The organism is Paenibacillus taichungensis (assembly GCF_050994985.1).
GTDB lineage: Bacteria > Bacillota > Bacilli > Paenibacillales > Paenibacillaceae > Paenibacillus > Paenibacillus taichungensis.
Genome location: NZ_CP194720.1, coordinates 858,628 through 881,062, shown reverse-complemented (window position 1 = coordinate 881,062; position 22,435 = coordinate 858,628). Strand labels below are relative to the sequence as shown.

Here is a 22,435-nt window from a genome sequence, read left to right as displayed (position 1 = left end):
GATAACGCTCCTGTATTAACTTTGTTAGTCAATCTGAATGCTTTTGCGGCTGTGATCTTCGCCCTGACGTTTCGGAATGTCGAGCTTCAGCAAACCATTTTCCAATCTGGCCTTGATGTTTTCCTCATCAATATGCTCCACATAGAAACGTCGGATAAATTCACCTGAACGTCGCTCCTGCCGAATGATTCGATTCGTATCATCCTTCTGCTCAGTCATTTCATTCCGTTTGGCACGGATGATCAGTTCATTACCTTCAACCTGAATGTCTATATCCTCTTTGGCGATGCCGGGAAGCTCGGCTTCTACCACGTATTTATTTTCTTCCTCGCGAATATCGGTCCGAAATGACTGTACACCGGTTCCGAATGGAGAGAGGAATGGAGACTCAACCATGTCATTGAAGGATTTCAGCATGTGTCCGAACAAGTCTTCATTTCGTTTGCGAAACGGAATCAGATCAAACATCAAAATCAGCTCCTTATGTGTGGTTGGTTTAGTTGTTGCTTACACGTCTAATTATAAAATCGATCCCTAAATTGCTCAAAATCCGTTAAAGCTCAAAAAGAACGATTTTTCCAAGCCACGACTCATTCCCTTAAAATAGATTCTGCTTTCTTTAATTTTGACCTTTTTTGACCTTCTGGCTTTATCTGACTATGATGCAGAACGTGTAGTCTCCTTTGCCTGCACTGGACCAGATTGATCTTTTTTAATGCCCAGCATCATAATACCCATGATGACAACCAACAGAGCTACCAGCATGAATGGAATATGTTTATCCACCTGGTACAGCGTTGTTGTCAGTAAAGGGGTAATCACGGCAGATATACCTTGAATCGCTGCTACCAATCCGGCTGCGCCGCCCTGCTGTTCTTTGCTAACCGAAAGAGAAGCTCCCGCCATGAAACCAGGCATCATTAGACCCGAGCCCATGCCGAATAGGAAGAATGAGAGATAATAGACAACCAATTGACTGGAGATCAGAAACAAAACCATACTTGCGAGCAGAAAAAGGGACCCGAGTAAAATCATCGGCCGCGGCTGCCATTTCAACCACTTCATCTGGATTACCTGCATGATCAGCATCGCAGCCCCGGAGAACATCAGTCCGAACGAAACCATTCGGGCTGTAGCCCCTGGAGATAATGCGAGCTGATCCTGAAAATAAAATCCACCGACAACCTGTACCGTCATAATGCCAATCATCGTAACCAAACCCGCAGCAAGATACATACGCAAACCGTGTTGGAGCGGGTTAACCTTGGGCGCTTTCTCCTGAATGACCGGCTTGGCAGCAGGAATGAGCAACAACGCAATGATAAACGCCGCTACCGCAATAAAAATACCAAAATAAAGCGGCCACAGGAGACCGATAATGGTAAAAGCGCCTGCAATCGCAGGGCCAAATACAAGCCCCAGCCCATTGGCGGCACTAATAATCGCCATCCCGCTTCCCCGCTCTTCTCCTTCCGTCACATCTCCCATATATGCCTGAGAAGAGGATAACACTGCCGGAATGAACATACCGATCAAGCTCCGTGTTACAATTAGAAGGGTTAACAGAAGTCCCCCTCCGATCCACGCATTTAATCCACTATACATCGCCAATGCAAACAACGCACAGCTTATGGACATACCTATGAATCCAATCAATATGATGGGTTTTCTGCCTTTCAGATCACTGAATCTGCCCCATACCGGGCCCATCACAGCCATGGCGATGGACCCGAGTGAAATAATGAGTCCGGAATGACTTTCTTTCATCCCCAGTTCCCGAATAAGCGGCGGCATAATGGGAGCAATAAGCATAAGACCCAACATCGCTGCAAATACGCTAAAAAAGATACTTCCTCTAATTCTGTTCACGCTCATACACTCCTTTATTTTTCAGTACAGTATCCACTGTACCTGGAGTATATAAGGCTGAGAGAATCTCGACTGCCTCCATACGGAACAATTAACGGTTAGACGGATTATTAATATATTTTTTTCATTTCCGATGGCTTCACGCCGAATTTACGATAGAATTGCTGAGAAAAGGCACTGATATTGCTGTAACCAACTGCTATCGCTGCCTCAGTGACGTTGTTTTCTTGACTACGCAGCAATTTCATAGCGTTGTCGAGACGAATCTGGCGTAAATATTCAAATACGGTAGTGCCAAACAGCGCTTTGAAGCCTTTTTTCAATTTGAAATCGTTCAGACCCACCTGTTTGGACAACGCCAGCAGGGATGGAGGGTCTACCATGCATGCCTCCATAATCTCCCGGGCGGTATGCAACTTCCGTATATCCTCTCTGGAGAATCCTGAAGGGATAGGCGCCAGATCAAACAGCTGAATCATAAACCGATTCAATATCTCCAATGCGGTCGCTTCCATCATTAAGGAAGATCTATAGGGATTGTTCAATTCCACAATCAGACTGTCAATCATCGTTCGAATTCTGTGATCCAGCTGAAATATAATCGGTTTGAACACACAATGTCCTAAAATGTCCTGAAACCGAATGGACTGGCTCGTTGCCAATTGTGCGCCCGCATAATTGAACAACGAGATCGGAATTCCGATGGCAAAAGAAGTATAGTTCTCCTGCGCAGGCGGATGGAACCAGGCTTCAAAATCACGCATCATAATGAGTGCTCCCTGCCCAGTGGCCAGCGTATATTCCTGACCAGATATATCTACGTAACGTGCACCTGACAAGGCAAATTGCAGCTCAATGATAGGAATATTCGACGCAAAGAACGTAGAGCACGGTTCACTATATTTAATCTGAGAATACACAATTTCGATACCACTATACGTGGTTACTCTTTTTATATTTCCACTGCCCGCTTTAGCAGAGAGCAGGTACGTATTTTCATCTTGCTGACTGAATGGTTCCTGCGTTAAGTAATGCTGGTATACGACAGCTAACGAATCGAAACCCATGTGTTCTCACCTCGTCTATAACTTGATCATGACTCTCAGATAGAGATTTGTTTAATTGAGAATAATTCTCAATAATTCTACCTCAATTTCTGCTTTTAGACCAGCCCCATGACGAGATGACTATTCTACATACGAAAAAAAACCAGAAACCACCTATAGATATGGTATTTTCACATTGAAGAATGAGGAGATACGCCTGCAACTAAAAAAGAACACGAGAGAGCATTCTCTCGTGTCCTTTCCCATGACTTACTCCCAGAAAAAACGTCCGGCAAATACCTTCTCCGTCAGCAACTTGTATGTCTCGTCTGGCAATTCTTTTTTCATTTTCGCCATTACGACATCCTTGCCTCCATTATATTGCGTAGACATGCCGATCTCAGCTGTGGTACTGCTTGCGTCCAAGCGCATAATTGGTGCTTCGGCGTCTTTTGACCAAGGTGTCCATTCTGCCAACTCCGAGGATCCACCACGACCCGGGTTACCTGTGTAAAGGAACTGCTTCAAATATGCTGCCATCGCGCCAGACAATGCCTCACGGCCAGGTTTGTTCTGTTCACTAAAATAACCTTCAGGGAAAAGGGCGACGACGCCGTCTGCGTGTCCTGTGTAAAAGTCCATATCCGCGCCATGTGGTGCGCCCAGCAATGTTTGCAGTCTTTCGGAAATGACCCCAGCCTGTGTTCCCCATGCAAAACGATAGGCGTATACGGGTGGCTGTCCTGCTTCACTCGTAAGGCGTTCAGCTACCCGCTCTGTATTAAAGCCTGCATAAACCTCACTGCCGTAATTCAGAGCTGCGGCATACTGTTTCGCCTTGGTCTCATCTGTAAACAGAGTTTCATCATGAAATGAGGGTACAAAGTATGGATCACCGAAAGCAAAGCTGGAAAACTCGGTTTCCAAACTGCCGAGCAGAACAGGCACTTGTGCATAATTACCGCTGTTGATGGCATCGAATCCCTCTTTCGGAATAACTGTACCGTCACGGAACAGTTGTGGGAATGGCTGCATACGAATCGCCGTTGAACCATATACAGTGACCAACTTGTCCGCAGGCAACTCACGCAAATAACTCGCCAGTTGTGCCTGAGACTGCATGCCGATCCATGTTCTCGCATGTTCAATAGAGGTCATTGTACCCTCTTGCACGAGCAATTTCACAAGTGCATGCTCGGATTTTTGCTCTCCTTCCTCCGGTGCAGCCGTGGTCAGGCCACCACTGAACGCAGCTGCTTTCTGAAATAACCCTTTGCTTAGCGGAGAGATTAATGCTGCCAGAACATTACGTGCTCCTGCCGACTGCCCGGCCAACGTAACATTGCCTGTATCTCCGCCAAATCCCTCGATATTATCCTGTACCCACTGGAGTGCACGGAATGCATCAAGCAAGCCATAGTTGCCCGAATCATCAAGAGGATTTCCGGTTTTCAATGCAGCATTTTGAAAGAACCCAAGAGCTCCCAAACGATAGTTCACCGATATGATAATGCTGTTCGTGTTACGCGCAAGCTGTTCACCCTGAAAATCCTTGCCTGATCCGGTCATATTCCCGCCGCCGTGCAGAAACACCATTACCGGAAGCTTGGAACTGGTTGTATTCGGACGCCAAATATTGAGATACAGTGAGTCTTCACTTCCGGCTATCGTTTCGCCGGATAACTGCAAGCTGCACGCAGCAAATTCCTTGGCTGTTCGAGTCCCGGTCCATGCATCCGGTTCACACGGCGCTTTCCAGCGTAATGCACCTACCGGAGGTGCTGCATAAGGAACGCCTAACCAGCCGAGCGTACCGTATTGTTCATAGATTTTTCCGTCAATGGCTCCATATTTTGTCTGCTGCAATGTTTGAGGTTTGAACCCCTGATCTTGTTTATGTTTCATCCAACTCTGCTCCAAGGTTCCAACGCCATTTTTGAGCTGTGCCTGTGAAGCTTATGCAGTCTCCTCAGTACGTTCGCTCATACTCCTGCCTTGAAGCGCGTTCACCTCCTTAACTGATATGTAAGTGAAAGCCTCTCCTTGGTTGTAGTTATATCTTTCTAGCGCGTCCGAGCCAATCTCTCCAGCAGTTCTACCGCAGGAGCCAACACTGCTTCATCAATATCGAATTCCGGATGGTGATGCGGAGCAGGCAGCTCGCTGCCAATAATCATATACGTTGCTTTCCCACCTTGTTCCTGTACGCGCCGAATCATGTAGCTGGCATCCTCACTTCCAAGTGAAGCACCATCCGAAATAGCCTCCGCATGGGTAAATCCTGCGATGCCTTCACTTTGCTGCACAGCAAGCTCTGCAAGCTCCATATCACAGTGAATAGGGACTGCACCGCCAATGACTTCAACCATAGAGCTCAACTCATGCATCGCTGCGCTGTGCTCGATGATCTGACGCACCCGTCGCTCCAGCTCACGATTCGTTTCTTCTGTCGTTGAACGGGTTTCAATCACCATCCGTGCGTGCTCGGGAATAATATTGGCCCCTGTTCCGCCTTCAAGAATACCCACATTAATGCGTGTATCTGCCGTGCTAAACCGAGGCAACGCATGAATATTAAGGAGTGCCGTAGATGCTCCCAGCAAAGCATTCCGTCCTTCCTCCGGGGTAGCCCCCGCATGAGAAGCCACACCTGTAAAATGGACTTCCAGCTTGGTCGTTGCCAGAAATCCGGCAGACGCCCCTCTGACATGACCGGATGGCACACCTGTACCCAGATGTAGGCAGAAAAGACGGTCTACCTGTTCCAGCATACCTTTTTCGACCATGGCATACGCACCACGCACACCTTCTTCAGCAGGCTGGAACAGCAGACGGATCTTCCCGGCGAAATTTCGGTTAATCAAACGTTCTGCAAGTGCAAGCCCAATGGCTGTATGTCCATCGTGTGCGCAAGCGTGCATAATGCCTTCATGACTGGAGCGGAATTGCCCCGCTTGTGGTATATGTTTATCTGACTTGCTCTCACGGATCGGAAGTGCATCCATATCGAAGCGGAACGCCGTTGTTGGTCCTTCCTGTTCTCCTTGTAACTCAGCGACAACTGCCGTAAATCCCCCTCGCATCTGCTGCACAATCGCTGGATCTGCCCCTTCATCGATGGCACGCTGATATGCATCTTCCAACACTTCAGGCTTTGGCAGACCTCGCCGCGATGTGTCATCAATGGCATCTTTTCCATAAGTCACACGGTAACCCAGTTCCGTTAACATCTGCACGACTTTTGCAGCCGTACGAAATTCGGTGAATCCCAGCTCGGGATATTTGTGAAGGTCTCGTCGAAGCGCAATAATATCAATCATGGTCACTCACCTCTCTCATCAAGCTCTCTATTTCATCATGCATACACCTTTACACTACGAATTCTATACCTTAGCTCGCTAATCCTGTTTCGATTCTTCTAACACGTTTCCATAATGAGATGACGAATATCCAAAACCTATCCAGCCGCGCTTCTCTAATCGTAAAATTTACATTTAGTTAATCGAGTACATACGCTCATTTATCATTGATTGTATACACTGGTTTTGGATACCAAACTATACATATCATTAGGAGGATGTGTTCATGTTAAATCGATTCAATACCCGTGCTGCCAAAATGATGCTCGCGGTTACGACCATTGTTACAGCTACGCTGGGAGGCAGTAGTGCAGCTTGGGCTGTGGAAAACACCACCTCATCTGCTTCACCGATCAAAAATGTAATCATCCTGATCCCGGACGGTATGGCGAACGACGCAACAGCTTTGGCTCGCTGGTACAAAGGTTCCTCTCTTACACTGGACTCCATGGCTAGTGGCATGGTTCGTACACACTCTGCGGATGCGCCGATTGCGGACTCGGCCCCTGCGGGAACAGCCTTTGCTACAGGTCACAAATCACATACAGGGTATGTCGGAGTACTTCCTGATAAAGCAACGATGCCGGGACAAAAAGCCATCGCACCGGGAGATGCGAAAAAACCGGTCGCTTCTATCCTGGAAGCATCCAGACTGGCAGGCAAAGCAACTGGCATTATTGCGACATCTGAAATTATGCACGCCACACCAGCTGACTTCTCCGCCCACTATCCGGATCGCAAAAACTATGATGCATTGAGCAAACAGCAGGTCTATAACGGTATGGACGTTGTTCTCGGTGGAGGAAGCAGTTATTTGGAGCCTGCGGGACGCAAAGATGGCGAAAATCTGGTCTCATCCATCAAAGCACTGGGCTACGATTATGTGACTACTCCGGCAGCAATGAAAGCTTCCACTTCAGGCAAGCTGTGGGGGATGTTTGCCCCGGCAGGCATGGCTTATAATATGGATCGTGATCCAGCTAAACAGCCAAGTCTCGCCGAGATGACAACTAAAGCGATCGAAGTTCTTTCCAAAGATGAAGATGGCTTCTTCCTGATGGTTGAAGGCAGCAAGGTCGACTGGGCAGCACATGCCAACGATCCAATCGGCATTATCAGTGATGTACTGGCATTCGATGATGCCGTCAAAGTAGCCATGGATTTTGCCAAAAAAGATCAAGAAACTGTCGTTGTCGCTGTCACGGATCACCAGAACGGTGGATTGACCATCGGTAATGCTTCAACGACAGGCACCTATGATAAAGAGCCGTTGTCCACATTTATCGGACCTCTGAAAAAGGCCAAGCTAACAGGCGAAGGTTTGGAATCCAAGCTGGATGCCAAACGCACTAATATCAAAGCTGTGATGAAGCAATACTATGGCATTACCGACCTGACTTCCGAGGAAATCGCTGCAATTAAAGCGGCCAGTCCCGGCAGCCTCAATTATACGGTTGGACCGATGATCAGCAAACGTTCCGGCATCGGCTGGACCACTGGTGGTCATACGGGCGGAGATGTTGTGCTGTATACGTACGCTCCGAATAATGATCGACCTTTCGGTGTTATCGACAACACGGATGTAGCGAAATACATGGCACGTGTGCTGGACCTTGACCTCGATAGCGTTAGCAAACAATTGTTTGTGCCCGCCAAACAGGCTTTTACTGCAAAAGGTGCAACGTACAAGCTGGACCTGACGGATGCCAAAAATCCGAAGATCCTCGTAACAAAAGGTAGCACCAAGCTTGAACTGCAAATCTACAAAAATATCGCGCTCGTTAATGGCAAAAAGACAACCCTGGATGGCGTAATTGTCTACAATGGCGTAGAAGCCTTTGTGTCACAGGATGCGATTGATCTGATTCAATAAAAAAAGCGATCCCTCATTGAACGGCACTCTTAGCTAAACTGCCCAAGAATATTCTTGGGCGGTTTTTCGAATTCACTTTTAAATCCAACTTCTATATGCAAAGGTAACGTAGTATAGTAGGCCCACGCACAAGCTTATCGTATAATAAGCATAACATTGATAAATATGACGTAAAAAAGGAGAGACTCATGATGTTGATCAGATTAAACTGGATCACACTGCGGGTACGCGACTTGGAAGCATCGCTCCGTTTCTACCACGACATGCTTGGGCTGCCGATTCAGCGCAGATTCGAAAGCCGGGGACGGCAGATCGCCATGCTGGGACTGGAAAATGAAACGAAGTTGGAACTGATTGAGGGCAGCGAAACCACACTCAAGCCAGAGGCCGGTGTTTCGATCGGTTATGAGGTAAGGTCGCTGGACGAAGCCATGGAGCAGCTCGCCGCATTAAGTATCCCGATTGTACGAGGCCCCGTCCAGCCCAATCCGCATCTGCGATTTATTTACATTGCCGATCCAGATGGCTTCGAAGTGCAGTTGGCTGAACATGCATAATTAAGGCGCAATATTGTTTGAGGCGAATCTAAATAAGTGTACGTTTCACGATGACCGGCCTGTTTTGTGTGGAGCCAAACCTGCACGAGCACCCCACATAGGATGGCGTCAGCGCGCTGTTGTGCAAGTTTACAGCTTCATCCGGCGCATTAGCGGTACACCCACGCGATTCAAAAGCCGTTCAAGCAGCAGCCAGCACCAGCGTCTGCTCATTGGCAGATGGCGCTCATACACGGCAGAATACTCGAAATCCGATACAGCGCCACGGTTGCGCTTGAACTGCGCAGCACCTGCACTCTCATGCAACAGATGACCGTTCTCACGGGCCTGTCCAATCAGGCAAGCTGATAACATGCGGTACAGCCCGATGGACTGAGGTAGCGCCGTATCGTAACCGAACAACGGCGTTGTCATCACCCCATTTCGACAGAAGTATCCCATAATCGCATCTATACGCCCTTCCTTTCGCAGACCACACAAGGTCAGTGCTCCAGAAGCTTTTGATGTGGCAATGAAATGTTCACTGAATTGCGGATTATCATAAGAGTATTTTTCGAGGTATAGCAGCCTATACAGCTCTGCGATTCGCGGAATATCTTCCTCCGTCAGATTCGCTCCGGAAACGAATTCATATCCGTGCTTTGTCAACAATTCGTAATCCCGCTTCAGCAGCCAGCGCGACTTCGCATTGCCGAAATTTGGATCATTCGCCCGGTACAGATAGATTTGCCGACTAGGAATTAGTTGACAGCCTGCTTGCTGCAGCTCTCCCGTGAGATCAGAGTGAAGCCCTGGGCACAAGGAACGAAATACGACGGCATGCTCAGGATAACGTTCCCTTACTGCTGCAAGCAGACAAACCACCTGCTCTCCTGACATGGCAGGATACAGGTTTGTTGATAACAGCCAGTTGTTGATATGTACAACTTTGTTTATTTGTGATTGCCGCATTCCCCACCCTACCACACTGAGCAGCGCGAAAAGCCCTTTTTCCAGCAACGGTTTCTGAAGCAGCATCAACTCCTGCTTGGCATACCGTACATAATGTGTATAAGGCGAACAAACGTAAGAATTTTCATACTCTGCATCATTTACTGTCAACGGAAGCACTAGATCGTCAATTCGAGCAATGAGTAAGGTTGTGTTTGCATTTATCATGAAGTCCTGTGTCCCTTGTAACATCATGGGTTCCAAATACGCTCTTGCATCTCTACCATCCTCGGTGTTAGGCCAGTCCATATCTTCGAGCGAATTCCGATCATAGAAACGAACGAGACTATCGCGTCTTTCATTCCTCGCTGGATCTGTACGATTGCGGCTATCCGTCCTTTTTTCCATTACTGCATTCTTCACGTTCTGCTCCCCCAATTGCCCAAACTTCCTGCCATTAATTATTTTTTACAAATTCTTCTTCCTTCCATTATAGTGGGCCTGGATGAACATCCACAATTGTTTCATTGAAAACAGTCAGAGCGATCGGCCATCAAAAAAATAAACAAGCCTGCCCCCACATCATGGTTGGAGACAGGCTAAATAGACTGAACTTTGAGTATAAAATTGGAGTAATCAGGTGACTCCGATGCAGTAAGCTAGCTTCAGCTTATGTATTTTACAGCGTACCCGTTGCAGAAACTACTTCGTTCTTATCCGATACCAACTCGTTCAGGTCCACAATCAGTTGCTCCAGTTCTCCGAAGCTGTCCACCATCTTCTGGGTCAGATTGCGCTGCTCCTCCATACTAGCAAGAATTTCTTCCGTAGCGGCACTCGATTGCTGAGTCACACTTGAAATTTCTGAAACCTCATTAACCACTTTGGTAGAGGAATCTCTCATCGTGGCTGAACTGCTCTCGATATCTGCGGCCTGATTCAATACTTGCTGAGAATTGCTGTTGATCGTGCGGAAAACTTCTTCTGCCGTTTGCACACTGTCTTTTCCTGCTTCCAAAGCGAGTCGAATACGCCCAAATCGATCCGTCAACGCCTGTGTCTGTCCTCTCAAACGGGACAAAATAGCAGCAATATCACTGGCCGACTGGCCGGAGTGCTCTGCCAGCTTGCGAACTTCCTCCGACACGACTGCAAAGCCGCGTCCATGTTCTCCTGCACGGGCTGCTTCAATCGCTGCATTAAGCGCAAGCAGATTTGTCTGATTTGCAATATCTGAAATACTGTTCAGCATTAGCGACATGGACTCACTTTCCTCGTTAAACTTACTCATATCATCGGCTGTGGTATTAATCGTTTCATACAGCTCCTGCATCTGAACATTCAGTTGATCCATTTGTGTGCTGCCTGTTTCTGTACTGGTTGCCATGCTGGCTGACAGTTCTTTCATCTGAAGTGAGTAGGAAGCAACATCGCGAATATGCTGATCCGACAAGGACAAGGACTCTGAAATTTCTGCTACACTAGTAGCCTGGAATTCAACCCCTTTGGCCACTTCACTAAATCCCAGCGTCACTTCATGGGTAATGGAGCCGGTGTCGGTTACTTTTTGCTTCAGTTGATCCGTATAACGAGATAGGCCATCTACAGATTCTTTGACCCTTACAAGCATTGTTTCCACTCTCATTTTGGAATGCTCCACCTCTTGCCACCTGGCCTCGCTATCCCAAAAGAGTCTTTGATTCAACTGGGAAACCATCATCAGAATGGCTCCAGTAAGTGCAAACAACCCTACATCAACAATATAGCCAATAAACTCCTCGGAGCTCTTTGTCTCCACCAGAACAACCTGAAGAATACTAATAACAAGCAGCACGAGAAATCCGGTTGTGAACAGTTTCTTGTCAGGATAGAGCAATAACACTGAAGTGATAACCAGACTTAAAGTGATGTTAACACTTCCCCAGCCTGCGTAGACGCCACAGATTGTAATCAGGAGTGTACAAAGCCACGGGATCACATGAATATACTTCTTTTTGATATTGGCGTACGTTACCCAACCGGTGAATAAAATAGCTACCCCACTCGAAACAAGCAGCTTGGGTTCCAGAAAGGCCATACCAAAACCGATGGCAACAATAACCCACAGGATGATACAGATTAGCTTGTTCCTTTTCCAGATGATTTCATCATAACGATTCATGAATTTCCCGTCCTTTTTATCAATTAAATACGCTGGTGAAACATTTCTGTACTATCTTTTATCAGTCTATGGTCCTTGCTTATGAATAAATCGCAAAATCCTAGGGCTTTGTTATAGTACATTAGGTCTTCATAAACATGAAAACACACTTACTATATATCGGAATTTTATTATAAATTTTTAATATATGAAGGGATATAATATGTACTTATATTTCAGAAATTTTATTTGGTTTTCTCCATAGTAAAAGCCCGTATCAGGGATACGGGCTTTTTCATGTTAAGGGGATCAGCTACCTTTTATTTCCCGAACACAAGTGTGTTGTTAGACGAACCTGCATACTTGGTGACAAACTCGCGAGCATAACTGGCTGTCTGCACTTCATAGCTGTAGTTGGTACTTGGTCTCCAACCTGTTTGGGGAGAGGATGGGCTGCTCAACGCAGGTGTACTGCCTGTATCCGTAAATTCTCCGTTTCCTTTATCATCCAGAATGCCGCCTTTTTCAGCGCCTGCACCGAAATAATTGTTTTCAGAATATATGCGTGCTTTCTCGCCAATGGTAATGGCCTGGTTAAAATTGTTGGCGTAATTGTTTTTGATATGGAAATAACCGTATCTCATGAGACCAGGACCACGTACATACAGGTTTTCAAAATAGTTGTTTGCCATCGTTACATGAGGTACACCATTATAGCTGCTGTTGCCATCATTCGGATATCCAAGAATAATTCCGTATTTGTGGTTTGCAAATTTGGAATTGCTGATCGTAATATAATCTGCGCGATCCCCAATGTACAGGAGCTTGTCCAGATCACTTCCGCTCGAGCTGTAGCTATGGCCGGAGAACGTCACGTGATCAATCCAGTAGTTGGAGCCTGAAGTAATATACATCTGGATATCGTCGTTAGCATTAATATTGGAAGCGTGTTCAAAAGTCAGATTCTGAAAAATGACATTGCTTGAGCTGGACGTCGATCTGAAATGAATGTTCGTCAGTGTGTGTTTATCAAAGGAGCCTACCAACGTTTTGTTCGATCCAAATTCGACTTTCTGCAACGTAGAGGAAGAAATATTTTGTTCAATAACCAGTATTTTAGCTGTTGTGCCTGCCATATGTGTTCGCAGATCGTTCAGATTGCTGATGTAGATGACCTGACCGTTCTTACCACCTGTCGTGGCTGATTTGGATACACCACTCTCATTTTTGGCGTTACCGGCAAAACCTGTTAAACCATTCGTGCCTGTGTTGGGATAACTGGCCGCACCATATGTAGCGGGTGCCGTGGAGACCGTCAACAATAACAGTGTTACAGCGAGTAAAAGAATCGAAAATTTCTTCAAAATTTCACCATCCTTTATAATTTTATCCTGAAAGACAAGTTGATTATATCGTGTAACATCAGATGTGACAATACAAAAATTGCAATTTAACCAATATTTTTATTTTTTTGCAACAGCAGTCCCCGTATAAGAAAAATGAAAAGACGACACAAAGTCATCTACAAAAACCATGACTTTGTATCGCCTTCTTCTAAATCCTATTTGATTTTCAGTTCCAGCTTATGTTTCTCCGCTTCCTGCAAGTCATCGTAAACTTTGCCGGGTTCAGTTGGTATTTTCAATACAAGCGATTGAGGATCGTCCAGCATATTGCTGCTGTAGTATAAAATCATCCCGTCTTCTGTTTCGCTACCTCGATACATTAGAAGCTTGGTCTGCTTATCATTCTTGGTTATAGAAACAATCTCGTAAGGATGTACTGATTCACTTATAGATTGTTTGCTTTGGAAATCAAACTTTTTATTAGGTTCATAGACAAGTTTGGCTTGTATAATAAGTGGAGACATCTCGACTTGAGATAACATCACCTCATGACCGCCAATCGTAAATAACTGATTAAGTTTTATAATTTCCGTCTTGGGAACCGAAAATTTGGGGTCTAAGTCAAAAGAAATCTTCATCAGTTCTGAATATCGCATTTCGGGTCGCTTTGTCCCTGTTTTTGGGTCTGCTAGCTTCCCCGGATCGAGGGAGACGATTTGAAAGTCGAGCATTAACTTTTCAGGAAATGCATCAGTTCGTTTGAGGTTAATCGCAGTTCGACCGTATATGATATGGTTCCCTTTGGGTACTTGGACTCCCCCCGCATTACTATCATCAAATTTATGATTGGTCAGCATGTCAGTTACCCTGGAACGGTTCACCGAATATATCTCCTGAGAAGCATCCGTCTGGGCTGTGTACAATACGATCATCTTGTTTTCATCCGCCATCACTGCATTGACGGTTAACTGATATATTCCTGATTTCACAGAACGATTCACGAGCTGCACATAACCATTGTTAATTGCGGATGAAATCGTGTTTCCGTCTACCTCTTTTCCAGCCAACTCCCGAAAAGGTTCAAGAACTCCCCAATTCTGTGCGGGCGGGCTGTACATTGCCAGTTGTGATGTACCGCCAAGCGGACCCATTAGCAGCCAACCGGCTGCCAGTGCTGTTACGAGCACCGCCGTAATCCACCTTAATTGCACATGACCTGTCATTCGCCGAGTTCTTGCCTTTGCCAGACCTCGCTGAATGGCAAACGCCGTGTCCGCCGGATTCAATTGCTGTCTCTCCAGCTTAACCTGGGAAGCATCTGCGAAAAGTGCCTGTTCCTCCGGACTAGTTGTCATGCCAATCCCCCCTGTTCTTCATCTGTTTCCGTAACAGTTCCAACCCTTTATGCTGCCAGGTCTTGATGGTGCCCTCCGGTTTGCCAAGAATGGAGGCAATCTCAATTGACGTCATGTCGTTATAGTATTTCAGCAGTAATACATGGCGGTATTTAGGTTTGATTTTCTCAAGCATGGACCACATCGCAAGTCTGTTGTCACTGCATCCTGCAATGGCAGAATCGGATATCGCCTCCTCCAACCCTTCGCTTGGCAGAGGTGCGGCCCGTTTGCGACGCCTTTGTTCATCAATGCACACATAGATCAGAATACGAATAATCCATGATTTGAACGCCTTCTCATTTTTCAGAGAGCGACGCTTGATCCAGGCCCGGCATGTCATCTCCTGCACCGCTTCGAGCGCGTCGTGACGATTACGCAGGTAACTGTAGGCAATGGAGATCAGCGTGTCCTGATGCTCCATGATGGATTGGACAAATGCCGTCTCGTCTTCGCTCTGTACAAACAGCATCTTTTTCATCTCGGCTTTGGTTTCCACCCTGCAATCCCCTCCTTCTCTCTCTTTCTGTGGTTTAAGACGGATGAACAAGCCAAACCGTTTTTTATTTATTTTCCATCACAAAAAAGCCCCGCCTAATCCTGAGGAGGAAGCTCTTGTATTGATTTCCGCATCATTATTTAAAGTTCAAACCATTCCAGCTCATTGTCATCCTGATTCGTAGCTGCTTCCATCTGTTTCAGCCAGTTTGCTGCGATGTCACCCCAAGTATGAAACAGACAATATATGTATAACTCTCCCTCTACAATTTCATTCATTCCCGATGCCACTTCAATCGAGACTTGTAGAGCTTCAGGCCAGGGCGAACCCTCCTGAAGCACCGCAAATCCATCTTCATAATGCTCCAGCCTATACAAGTCGGAGAAGGTTAAGGAATACGCCAGTCGCTTCACAATCCGAGGTAAAATGACAGGATTTGTTGTTCTGATGCCATATTCCCAGCCCATCAGGGTACCTCCTTTAATCTAAAAGTAAGTAAAAACGATTACTCTTGCTCATTCAATTCATTGATCGAGCGGTCCAGCCACAATTCATACCAGTCGAGAAAACCCAGCCGCTCCGTGTTGCCCATATACTGATCTGGATAAATTCCATTACTGTTCGCTCGATCATCGGTCCAGATCTCTCCGAAGGACAATCCCTTCACAATCAGATTGAGCGACACGCCACATCCAAAATCGCTGATTCGCAGCATCCCTGCCGACCATTTCGGATCATAATACTCATGTTCAAGCGCTGCCCACTCATCCTCTTCTTTGCTGTCGTCGTACCAGTCCACATCCCAATTCCAGGATTCCACATGTGGAAACGGCTCAGAAATTGCATTCAACTCATCATCATAATCCATCACCAAATATATGCCGTTCTCCGGCTTTTCCAGCCCATAATAAGGACCTGCCCCACCACTTCCAATCACAAGCAAAAAAGCTTGATATTCTTCGGGCAGCTCTATCTTCCATTTCTGTTCAAAAGCTTTAATTTCGTCCAATGTCCATACCGGAGCCATCTCATATTGATGATTCTCCGCCCCGAACACATTCCGTTCCGTGTCCAGATCCTGGAGTTTGTTCAACTTTCCCTGTATACGCTCCAACTGGGCCTTATGCATGTACGTAAGCCTCCTTCCATCGCGTTGTACCTATACCGTCAGATTCGAATCAAGTCATTCAAACTATTTTCGCTTTGCAGACTGGGTTTGATGGTAACCCATATTTGATTGCTTTCCCTCAATATCATGCACGCATAATTTCCGGGCTCCATCTGGAGCAACACACCACCGCAAGACTCATCGGGTTCTAGCTCGCCCCCAGTGACATCCTCCGCCGCCCCCAAATACACGTTACCGGAAGGGACACGTAGATGGTATACCTGTGCATTCTCCAGTTCCTTCCCCGCGTCATCCAGACTCCATGTCACCTCATACTGTCCATCTTCACCCAGATTCAGAAACAAACAGTTGCCTGCATTTACCTCAATCAGTTCATCTTCCGCAATAGACCACCAGTCTGGTGTATCTTCAACACGATGTTTTAGCGCCGCCAGATCATACAGGCACAGTGCTGCCGTATCCGTGAAGAACTGAAACTTCCCATTCATTCTTCATCTCTCCTTTCTAATTCAAAATAAACACCCGTTCCTTTCCCATTCTGATCCAGGTGAAAAATCAGAACCATATCCAACCATTATATCAAGCCCGGCACACAGGTTAAAGGCATTCAAGAGTTAACTAGATTCATGTTATACATGTGAAGAATTAAGATGTAGCAAACAAGGTTAATCTCTTCATTTTTTTAGCAAAAATGACGATATAATGATAACTGACTTTTTGTGATTTTGTGGAGGAAACCATGGCTATCAACCTTAGAAGAGAACCTTTTCGCTATACTTTAAAGGAACCGATAATGTTCGAAATTTTTATTCTCAGCATTAACGGCGCCTCTGCACCACCCAAACCCATTCAAGCGGAATTATGCGATATCAGCCGATCGGGTTGTCAGCTTTCATTTCCGTTAAATCTGCATGTGGAGTCCAATAACATTCGAATCGGCATGAACTTGCTGCTTTTTGAAGACCCCTTGTATTTGGAAGGAACGCTGCGCTGGGGCAAAGAAGAGAATAACCGATGGCACTACGGCGTACAGCTGGAGATCCAGCAAGGTAATCATGAGCGTCTATCCAGAGAAATGAGAATGCTTGCGGGGCAAGGCAAAATTATGGTGAAGTAACCCGGCAAGCACCAACCTAACAAAAAAAAACAGCCCGGTGAACCGGACTGTTTCAACATTTTAGATATTCAGGCTGCTTTGGTCGCAGTCGTAGTATTGTCCATCTTGGACCAATCCACTGTGGTTTCAAGCAAAAGTGACACCACAACTCCAATGACAAGCCCATTGCTAATGATCGGAATGAGATACATGGGTAGAGCCTGAAAAGCTTCAGCAGGGATGTTCATTACAGCAACACCTGTAAGAACTGGCAGTGCCACACGATAGATTGTTTTGGAATTAAAGGTGGTGCCTTCAAGTGTTCTTAGAGCTGTACCAAACATTTGCAAATAGGCAACAAATAGCACGGCACTCCCTACACTGGGAGGAATTTGTGCGAAAAAGGCTGTCACAGAAGGCGTCAGTCCTAATATACATAACATGCCTGCTCCAACAACAAACGCAGCCCGTTTCAGAATACGGGTGCTCTCCAGAAAACCAATCGAAGAGGCAAATAATCCGAACGGCAGCACACCTACACACGCAGATAACATGGTGAACAATCCCGTAAGCATGTATGATCGTTTATATTGTTGGCTGGACGTTTGCACTCCATATATTTTTTCGACAGAGCTTAACGTGGTGATGGAATTTGTCATATTCACCAGCCCAACAAAAAAAGCTGTGATGACAATACCCGGCTCCCACTTCGGCGTCCCCCACGGAAACCAGGAAAACAGGTTTAAATTCTGATGACCGGATGCTCCTGCATGTTGTCCAGGGAACACAAAACTGTAGGCAATCCACCCCGTCACGATGCCAATCAGGATGGAGTAGTTACCGAGCTTGCCTTTTCCCTTAAGCTGGATTAAGGCCACTAGAAACGCTATGGCAACGGACAACGCCGCTACAGGCAGGTTAAAATTGCCGAACTCGGTATATCCTATCATGCCTTTGAAGAAATTCATGGTCAATTGAATCGTCATCAGAAATAACATCGCACTCTTGACCATTGGTGTGAACAGCTTCTGAAGCACATGCGCAGCTCCAAGTCCGCCCAGGATCATCATCGTCAGACCCGCTAACAGAAAACCCGCAGCCAATCCTCCCCCGATACGTTCCAAACTCATGCCGGCTGATGAAGCCGAGGCCGTTAAGCTTAGTGTCAGCCCCCACCATAATCCCGAGGGACCATCCATCACGGCATAACGATGGCCGAAGAACGCCTGTAATATACATACAGCCCCAGTAAGCAAAAAGGCATACTGCATCGATGCAGCAATGGCCTCCGGTGAAAGCTGAAAATTATGTCCGATAGATAACGGCACCACCACAGTGTTGGTGAACAGGAAGAAGAACCACTGAATGCCTGCCAATGCAAGCGATGACGCACCCTTTATATTATTTTGCAAAGATTGCTCTTGATGTCTGTTCATGATTGAGTTAACATTCGCTCCATTTCTTTATAATGATGCCTCTGGGCATGCGCAAGTGCAGTGACGCCGTCCCGGTCAGCAATGAGGCGATCCGCACCATGTTGCAAAAGCAATGCTACGATCTGCTGATGGCGAGTGCCGCCATCCCCCAGAATGACCGCTTCCAGCAAAGCTGTCCAGCCCAGATTGTTGATATGGTTCACATCCACATCCGTGCATTTCAGAAGGATCTCCACAATATCGACATGACCTCGATCTGAAGCAGGAATCAGAGCTGTGCCACCAAACCGATTCGTAATCCGGGTATCAGCACCTGCTTTTATAGCCAGTTCGACCATTTTACGCAAACCTTCCGCACTGGCATACAGCAGCATGTTATCCAGTCGTTGATCCTGGATGTTCACATCCGCTCCCGCTTCAATAAGTGTGCTTGCCGTCTCTGGTTTGTTGCCATTAACCGCGGCCATCAGAGGTGTCCGTCCTCGAGCATCCCGGTCATTCACTCCAGTCCCTTGTGCGATAAACCGCAGCACATCATCCGTATGTCCAGCTTCAGCAGCTGCATGTATTGTTTTCAGCATCGCACCTTCACCCTCCAATTTGTCGCCATCCTCACGGCATATATTCAATACATCATAATCTACATGTGTGATTTGAAGTGTTTAAACCTTATGTATGTTAACATAGGATAATAGTATATTAAAAATACATGTTTTGTTGGTTTCCCATATGAAAAACATATCGCTGCATATAAGGAGAACACACGTGGATATCAAACAATGTCGCTATTTCATCGCGATTGCCGAGGAGAGACAGATCACGGCGGCAGCGCGCAGATTACACATGGCTCAGCCTCCTTTAAGCCAGCAGCTCAAGTTGATGGAAGACGAACTCGGCGTAGCTTTATTTGAACGCAAAGGACGCAGCATGGAGCTGACACAGGCCGGTCGAAGCTTCTATGATTATGCGGTTACGATGACCAAATACATGGAAGAAGCTGTCATGGAGATGCAGAGCTTCCGCTATGGTATTCGGGGCAAGTTGTCGCTTGGCATTAATACCATTTCAGATCGTTTGATCCCGCAGGCGCTCCAGCAGTTTCGGACAACACACCCTCAGGTGACCTATAAAATTCAGCAAAATGAATCTGCACAGCTCTGCCAGCTCTTGGGTGAAGGCAAAATCGAGCTTGCCTGTGTGCGGATGCCTGTCAAAACAGAACAATATGAAGTACTGCATCTACCGCAGGAAGCTCTCTTCTATATTTCCTCCACACCGCTGAAGTCAGCGGATGAGCGTGGGATTTATTTTCAAAAGTTGGTCGATATCCCTCTCTTGCTTCCTAGCACTGAAGGACTCGGGATGTTCGAACTGATTTTACAGAAATTCCGTGAGCATCACGTGAATCCTTCCATTGCGGGCGAATGCTCGGATATTAACATGTTGTTGGAACTTGTGCGACTCGGTTTTGCAAGCTCCATCGTGCCCCATACGGTTCTTCAGCTTTATCATGAGCATCCGTTTCATATCTATCGTATTCAAGATGCGCAATCTGCCGTAGATTCTGCGCTTGTGTGGCATCGCAATCGTCATCTTTCCAAGCCCGCGCAGCACTTTGTGCAATTGGTTCAGGAGCTACTGCCTTCAAGCTCGGTATAGTGTCCAGCAGACATCGACCATCAATAATATCGTCCATATACTAAAAAGCAGCAGCCTTGCCGGAATAATTTCATCCGGCAAGACTGCTGCTTTTTGATGTTCGTTAAGCTTTTGCCGTGAACAACAATTCTTTTTCCTTAATCGTTGTACGCCCGGCAGACTCAATCGAATTATATTGATGCATGTTCGTAATGATAACCGGCGTAATCGTTGTGTAACCGGCTTTTTCGATTTCTTCTCTGTCGAATTCCATCAGTACATCACCAACGGCAACCTTCGCTCCTGCTTGAACTTTAGGGGAGAAGAATTGACCTTTCAGTTTCACGGTATCAATCCCGATGTGAATCAGCATTTCAGCGCCGTCATCACTAACGAGACCAATGGCATGTCCACTCTTCGACAACGAGAATACTGTACCGTTAATTGGAGAAACCACACGGCCTTCCGACGGCTGGATGGCAAAACCTTTACCCATAATCTCTTCCGAGAATGCAGGATCTGGAACTTCACTCAGTGATTTAACTTCACCAGTAATTGGGCTAAATACGTCTTGATCCAGTGCTTTAGTTTCTTCAACAGCAGTTACTGCGGAAGCAGAAGTCGTTGCTGCTGGTGTTGTAGGCTCAGCAGCTGGCGTTGCTTCAGCCGATTGTGGAGCATTTTCTTCTTGGAAACCAAGGATGTACGTCAGTACTGCTGCTGCTACGATGGCAATCAAACCACCAGCCAGAGCGTAGAGTAACGTGCTAATTGCCGGACTGATAAATGCTGCAATACTTGGCAGGCCCACTAGACCTGTAAGTACATAAGCTTTAACATTGACGATCCCCATGAATCCACCTGCAACAGCTCCACCGATCAGAGCTGCAATAAATGGTTTTTTGTACTTCATATTGATCCCGTACATCGCTGGTTCCGTAATCCCCATGATAGCAGTAAGACCTGTGGAATAAGCAAGCGATTTCGTTTTACCATTTTTCGATCTAAGACCAACACCAAATGCTGCACCACCTTGTGCCAAGTTAGCAGCAAACATCAGTGGAATAATAAAATCGTAACCAAGTGATGTCATCGAACCAACAATGATCGGCAACAGTGCATAGTGCATACCCGTAATGATCAGAAGTGACATCGTACCACCAATTAGGATACTTGCGAATATTGACATATTGTCGAACAACCATGAAATACCACCTGACAAACCATTACCGAGCACTGTACCCAATGGTCCAACCGTCATCAAGGTCAAAGGAACCATAATTAACAGGGTAACTGTTGGAACAATCAGAAGCTTAAGCGAAGCATGTGTAACACGATCAACCGCTTTCTCTACATAGGAAGCAATCCAGATTGCGAGAATAATCGGAATAACCGTAGAAGAATAGGTTGCTGCTATAACCTTAATGCCTACAAATGTGGTGTCTCCATTGGCAAGCAAGGCTGTAATCGTCGGATGCATAATCCCCGCTGCCAGCGCTGCAGCAATATACATATTGCTACCGAGCTTACGTGCGGCACTGATCGCCAGAATAATCGGCAGGAAGTAGAATGCACCATCACCGATAGCAGATAAGATGATATAAGTTGAACTGGTATCAGACAACCAACCTACAGCTACTAGGATTGCCACGATCCCTTTGATCATACCGGCACCCGTAATCGCTGGCAGAATCGGCGTGAATATTCCAGAAATAAAGTCGAACAATGCACTTACTGGATTTCTCTTTTTCTTCTCCCCAGTCGAAGCACTGGTTGATCCAGCGTCTGCATTCGGGGATTTGGACATGTTTCCTACAAGTGCATTATACACAACAGGCACATCGTTCCCGATAATGACCTGGAATTGTCCGCCATTCTCCATAACGCCCATAACGCCAGGTGTATTTTTCAGCGTCGCTTTGTCCGCTTTTTTGTTGTCATTCAGGTTAAACCGGAGTCTTGTCATACAGTGTGTGACTTGATCGATGTTCTCTTCGCCACCAACAAGCTTCAGAATATCCTTGGACAATTGTTGTTTATCCATTGTGTTTTGCTCCTTTTATGTGTAATGAAGGTAAAAAAAAACCTAAACACTGAATAATGACAAAGCAGTTTCAGCTTAT

General features: G+C 46.3%; 20 protein-coding genes. 4 read left to right on the top strand and 16 right to left on the bottom strand.

Features of this window, described 5'->3' with window-relative positions:
• Nucleotides 1-24: 24 nt before the first annotated feature.
• The 5 genes from ACR1R9_RS04035 to ACR1R9_RS04015 form a co-directional block, all read right to left on the bottom strand.
• Entirely contained in the window at nt 25-468 is a 444-nt protein-coding gene (locus tag ACR1R9_RS04035; RefSeq protein ID WP_326066012.1) for an Hsp20/alpha crystallin family protein, read from the bottom strand.
• A gap of 189 nt (nt 469-657) precedes the next feature.
• Nucleotides 658-1,869, bottom strand: coding sequence for an MFS transporter (locus ACR1R9_RS04030; protein ID WP_433921674.1), 1,212 nt, complete (start codon nt 1,867-1,869; stop codon nt 658-660).
• Nucleotides 1,870-1,979: 110 nt separating this feature from the next.
• Complete coding sequence (locus ACR1R9_RS04025) at nt 1,980-2,936, bottom strand: helix-turn-helix transcriptional regulator (RefSeq protein WP_433948813.1); 957 nt, start codon at nt 2,934-2,936, stop codon at nt 1,980-1,982.
• A gap of 249 nt (nt 2,937-3,185) precedes the next feature.
• Nucleotides 3,186-4,820, bottom strand: coding sequence for a carboxylesterase/lipase family protein (locus ACR1R9_RS04020; protein WP_433948814.1), 1,635 nt, complete (start codon nt 4,818-4,820; stop codon nt 3,186-3,188).
• Between the two features lie 158 nt (nt 4,821-4,978).
• A complete protein-coding gene (locus ACR1R9_RS04015; RefSeq protein WP_433921679.1) occupies nt 4,979-6,235 on the bottom strand; it encodes an amidohydrolase in 1,257 nt (418 codons plus the stop codon).
• A 298-nt stretch (nt 6,236-6,533) separates the two neighbouring features.
• On the opposite strand from ACR1R9_RS04015, the gene ACR1R9_RS04010 reads away from it, so the two are divergent.
• Together ACR1R9_RS04010 and ACR1R9_RS04005 are read left to right on the top strand one after the other, a co-directional pair.
• Complete coding sequence (locus ACR1R9_RS04010) at nt 6,534-8,147, top strand: alkaline phosphatase (protein ID WP_343054941.1); 1,614 nt, start codon at nt 6,534-6,536, stop codon at nt 8,145-8,147.
• Between the two features lie 188 nt (nt 8,148-8,335).
• Nucleotides 8,336-8,704 carry a VOC family protein gene (locus ACR1R9_RS04005; protein ID WP_326066017.1) on the top strand — a complete coding sequence of 123 codons (369 nt, stop codon included), beginning with the start codon at nt 8,336-8,338 and terminating at the stop codon, nt 8,702-8,704.
• A 129-nt stretch (nt 8,705-8,833) separates the two neighbouring features.
• Here the strand turns inward: ACR1R9_RS04005 and ACR1R9_RS04000 are convergent, their stop codons facing one another.
• The 8 genes from ACR1R9_RS04000 to ACR1R9_RS03965 form a co-directional block, all read right to left on the bottom strand.
• Nucleotides 8,834-10,042 carry a GNAT family N-acetyltransferase gene (locus tag ACR1R9_RS04000; RefSeq protein WP_433956419.1) on the bottom strand — a complete coding sequence of 403 codons (1,209 nt, stop codon included), beginning with the start codon at nt 10,040-10,042 and terminating at the stop codon, nt 8,834-8,836.
• Nucleotides 10,043-10,313: 271 nt separating this feature from the next.
• Entirely contained in the window at nt 10,314-11,795 is a 1,482-nt protein-coding gene (locus ACR1R9_RS03995) for a methyl-accepting chemotaxis protein (protein ID WP_433921681.1), read from the bottom strand.
• Between the two features lie 299 nt (nt 11,796-12,094).
• Nucleotides 12,095-13,138, bottom strand: coding sequence for a pectate lyase (locus tag ACR1R9_RS03990; protein WP_076287955.1), 1,044 nt, complete (start codon nt 13,136-13,138; stop codon nt 12,095-12,097).
• 197 nt (nt 13,139-13,335) lie between these two features.
• Nucleotides 13,336-14,475 carry a DUF4179 domain-containing protein gene (locus ACR1R9_RS03985; RefSeq protein WP_433921682.1) on the bottom strand — a complete coding sequence of 380 codons (1,140 nt, stop codon included), beginning with the start codon at nt 14,473-14,475 and terminating at the stop codon, nt 13,336-13,338.
• Entirely contained in the window at nt 14,465-15,013 is a 549-nt protein-coding gene (locus tag ACR1R9_RS03980; protein WP_433921683.1) for an RNA polymerase sigma factor, read from the bottom strand. The genes ACR1R9_RS03985 and ACR1R9_RS03980 overlap by 11 nt, the downstream gene beginning before the upstream one ends.
• A 140-nt stretch (nt 15,014-15,153) precedes the next feature.
• Nucleotides 15,154-15,480 (bottom strand): hypothetical protein, encoded by a 327-nt coding sequence (locus ACR1R9_RS03975; protein WP_433921684.1) that lies wholly within the window; start codon nt 15,478-15,480, stop codon nt 15,154-15,156.
• A gap of 38 nt (nt 15,481-15,518) precedes the next feature.
• On the bottom strand, nt 15,519-16,142 hold the full coding sequence (locus tag ACR1R9_RS03970) for an SMI1/KNR4 family protein (protein ID WP_433921685.1): 624 nt from the start codon (nt 16,140-16,142) through the stop codon (nt 15,519-15,521).
• Between the two features lie 38 nt (nt 16,143-16,180).
• The gene (locus ACR1R9_RS03965) at nt 16,181-16,630 is read right to left on the bottom strand and encodes a DUF6386 family protein (protein ID WP_433921686.1); all 450 of its coding nucleotides are present in this window, start codon (nt 16,628-16,630) and stop codon (nt 16,181-16,183) included.
• 305 nt (nt 16,631-16,935) lie between these two features.
• Between ACR1R9_RS03965 and ACR1R9_RS03960 the strand changes: the two genes are divergently transcribed.
• A complete protein-coding gene (locus ACR1R9_RS03960) occupies nt 16,936-17,259 on the top strand; it encodes a PilZ domain-containing protein (protein WP_246318214.1) in 324 nt (107 codons plus the stop codon).
• A gap of 68 nt (nt 17,260-17,327) precedes the next feature.
• Here ACR1R9_RS03960 and ACR1R9_RS03955 read toward each other — a convergent pair whose 3' ends face one another.
• Nucleotides 17,328-18,674, bottom strand: coding sequence for a uracil/xanthine transporter (locus ACR1R9_RS03955; RefSeq protein ID WP_076287949.1), 1,347 nt, complete (start codon nt 18,672-18,674; stop codon nt 17,328-17,330).
• A complete protein-coding gene (locus tag ACR1R9_RS03950) occupies nt 18,671-19,255 on the bottom strand; it encodes an ankyrin repeat domain-containing protein (RefSeq protein ID WP_076288281.1) in 585 nt (194 codons plus the stop codon). Before ACR1R9_RS03950 ends, ACR1R9_RS03955 begins: the two co-directional genes overlap by 4 nt.
• A 184-nt stretch (nt 19,256-19,439) precedes the next feature.
• On the opposite strand from ACR1R9_RS03950, the gene ACR1R9_RS03945 reads away from it, so the two are divergent.
• Nucleotides 19,440-20,333: a LysR family transcriptional regulator gene (locus ACR1R9_RS03945; protein ID WP_433921689.1), complete on the top strand. Its 894-nt coding sequence runs from the start codon at nt 19,440-19,442 to the stop codon at nt 20,331-20,333.
• Nucleotides 20,334-20,436: 103 nt separating this feature from the next.
• Here ACR1R9_RS03945 and ACR1R9_RS03940 read toward each other — a convergent pair whose 3' ends face one another.
• Nucleotides 20,437-22,356: a beta-glucoside-specific PTS transporter subunit IIABC gene (locus tag ACR1R9_RS03940; RefSeq protein ID WP_433948815.1), complete on the bottom strand. Its 1,920-nt coding sequence runs from the start codon at nt 22,354-22,356 to the stop codon at nt 20,437-20,439.
• Nucleotides 22,357-22,435 lie beyond the last annotated feature (79 nt).

Excerpts from the sequence above, each read along its gene's own strand:
- ACR1R9_RS03960 (WP_246318214.1), top strand. The coding sequence starts at position 16,936 with ATGTTCGAAATTTTTATTCTCAGCATTAACGGCGCCTCTGCACCACCC.
- ACR1R9_RS04005 (WP_326066017.1), top strand. The coding sequence starts at position 8,336 with ATGATGTTGATCAGATTAAACTGGATCACACTGCGGGTACGCGACTTG.
- ACR1R9_RS03950 (WP_076288281.1), bottom strand. The coding sequence starts at position 19,255 with ATGCTGAAAACAATACATGCAGCTGCTGAAGCTGGACATACGGATGAT.
- ACR1R9_RS03940 (WP_433948815.1), bottom strand. The coding sequence starts at position 22,356 with ATGGATAAACAACAATTGTCCAAGGATATTCTGAAGCTTGTTGGTGGC.
- ACR1R9_RS03975 (WP_433921684.1), bottom strand. The coding sequence starts at position 15,480 with ATGGGCTGGGAATATGGCATCAGAACAACAAATCCTGTCATTTTACCT.
- ACR1R9_RS04035 (WP_326066012.1), bottom strand. The coding sequence starts at position 468 with ATGTTTGATCTGATTCCGTTTCGCAAACGAAATGAAGACTTGTTCGGA.
- ACR1R9_RS04000 (WP_433956419.1), bottom strand. The coding sequence starts at position 10,042 with ATGGAAAAAAGGACGGATAGCCGCAATCGTACAGATCCAGCGAGGAAT.
- ACR1R9_RS03965 (WP_433921686.1), bottom strand. The coding sequence starts at position 16,630 with ATGAATGGGAAGTTTCAGTTCTTCACGGATACGGCAGCACTGTGCCTG.
- ACR1R9_RS04020 (WP_433948814.1), bottom strand. The coding sequence starts at position 4,820 with ATGAAACATAAACAAGATCAGGGGTTCAAACCTCAAACATTGCAGCAG.
- ACR1R9_RS03970 (WP_433921685.1), bottom strand. The coding sequence starts at position 16,142 with ATGCATAAGGCCCAGTTGGAGCGTATACAGGGAAAGTTGAACAAACTC.
- ACR1R9_RS03985 (WP_433921682.1), bottom strand. The coding sequence starts at position 14,475 with ATGACAACTAGTCCGGAGGAACAGGCACTTTTCGCAGATGCTTCCCAG.
- ACR1R9_RS03995 (WP_433921681.1), bottom strand. The coding sequence starts at position 11,795 with ATGAATCGTTATGATGAAATCATCTGGAAAAGGAACAAGCTAATCTGT.
- ACR1R9_RS04010 (WP_343054941.1), top strand. The coding sequence starts at position 6,534 with ATGATGCTCGCGGTTACGACCATTGTTACAGCTACGCTGGGAGGCAGT.
- ACR1R9_RS04015 (WP_433921679.1), bottom strand. The coding sequence starts at position 6,235 with ATGATTGATATTATTGCGCTTCGACGAGACCTTCACAAATATCCCGAG.
- ACR1R9_RS04025 (WP_433948813.1), bottom strand. The coding sequence starts at position 2,936 with ATGGGTTTCGATTCGTTAGCTGTCGTATACCAGCATTACTTAACGCAG.
- ACR1R9_RS03955 (WP_076287949.1), bottom strand. The coding sequence starts at position 18,674 with ATGAACAGACATCAAGAGCAATCTTTGCAAAATAATATAAAGGGTGCG.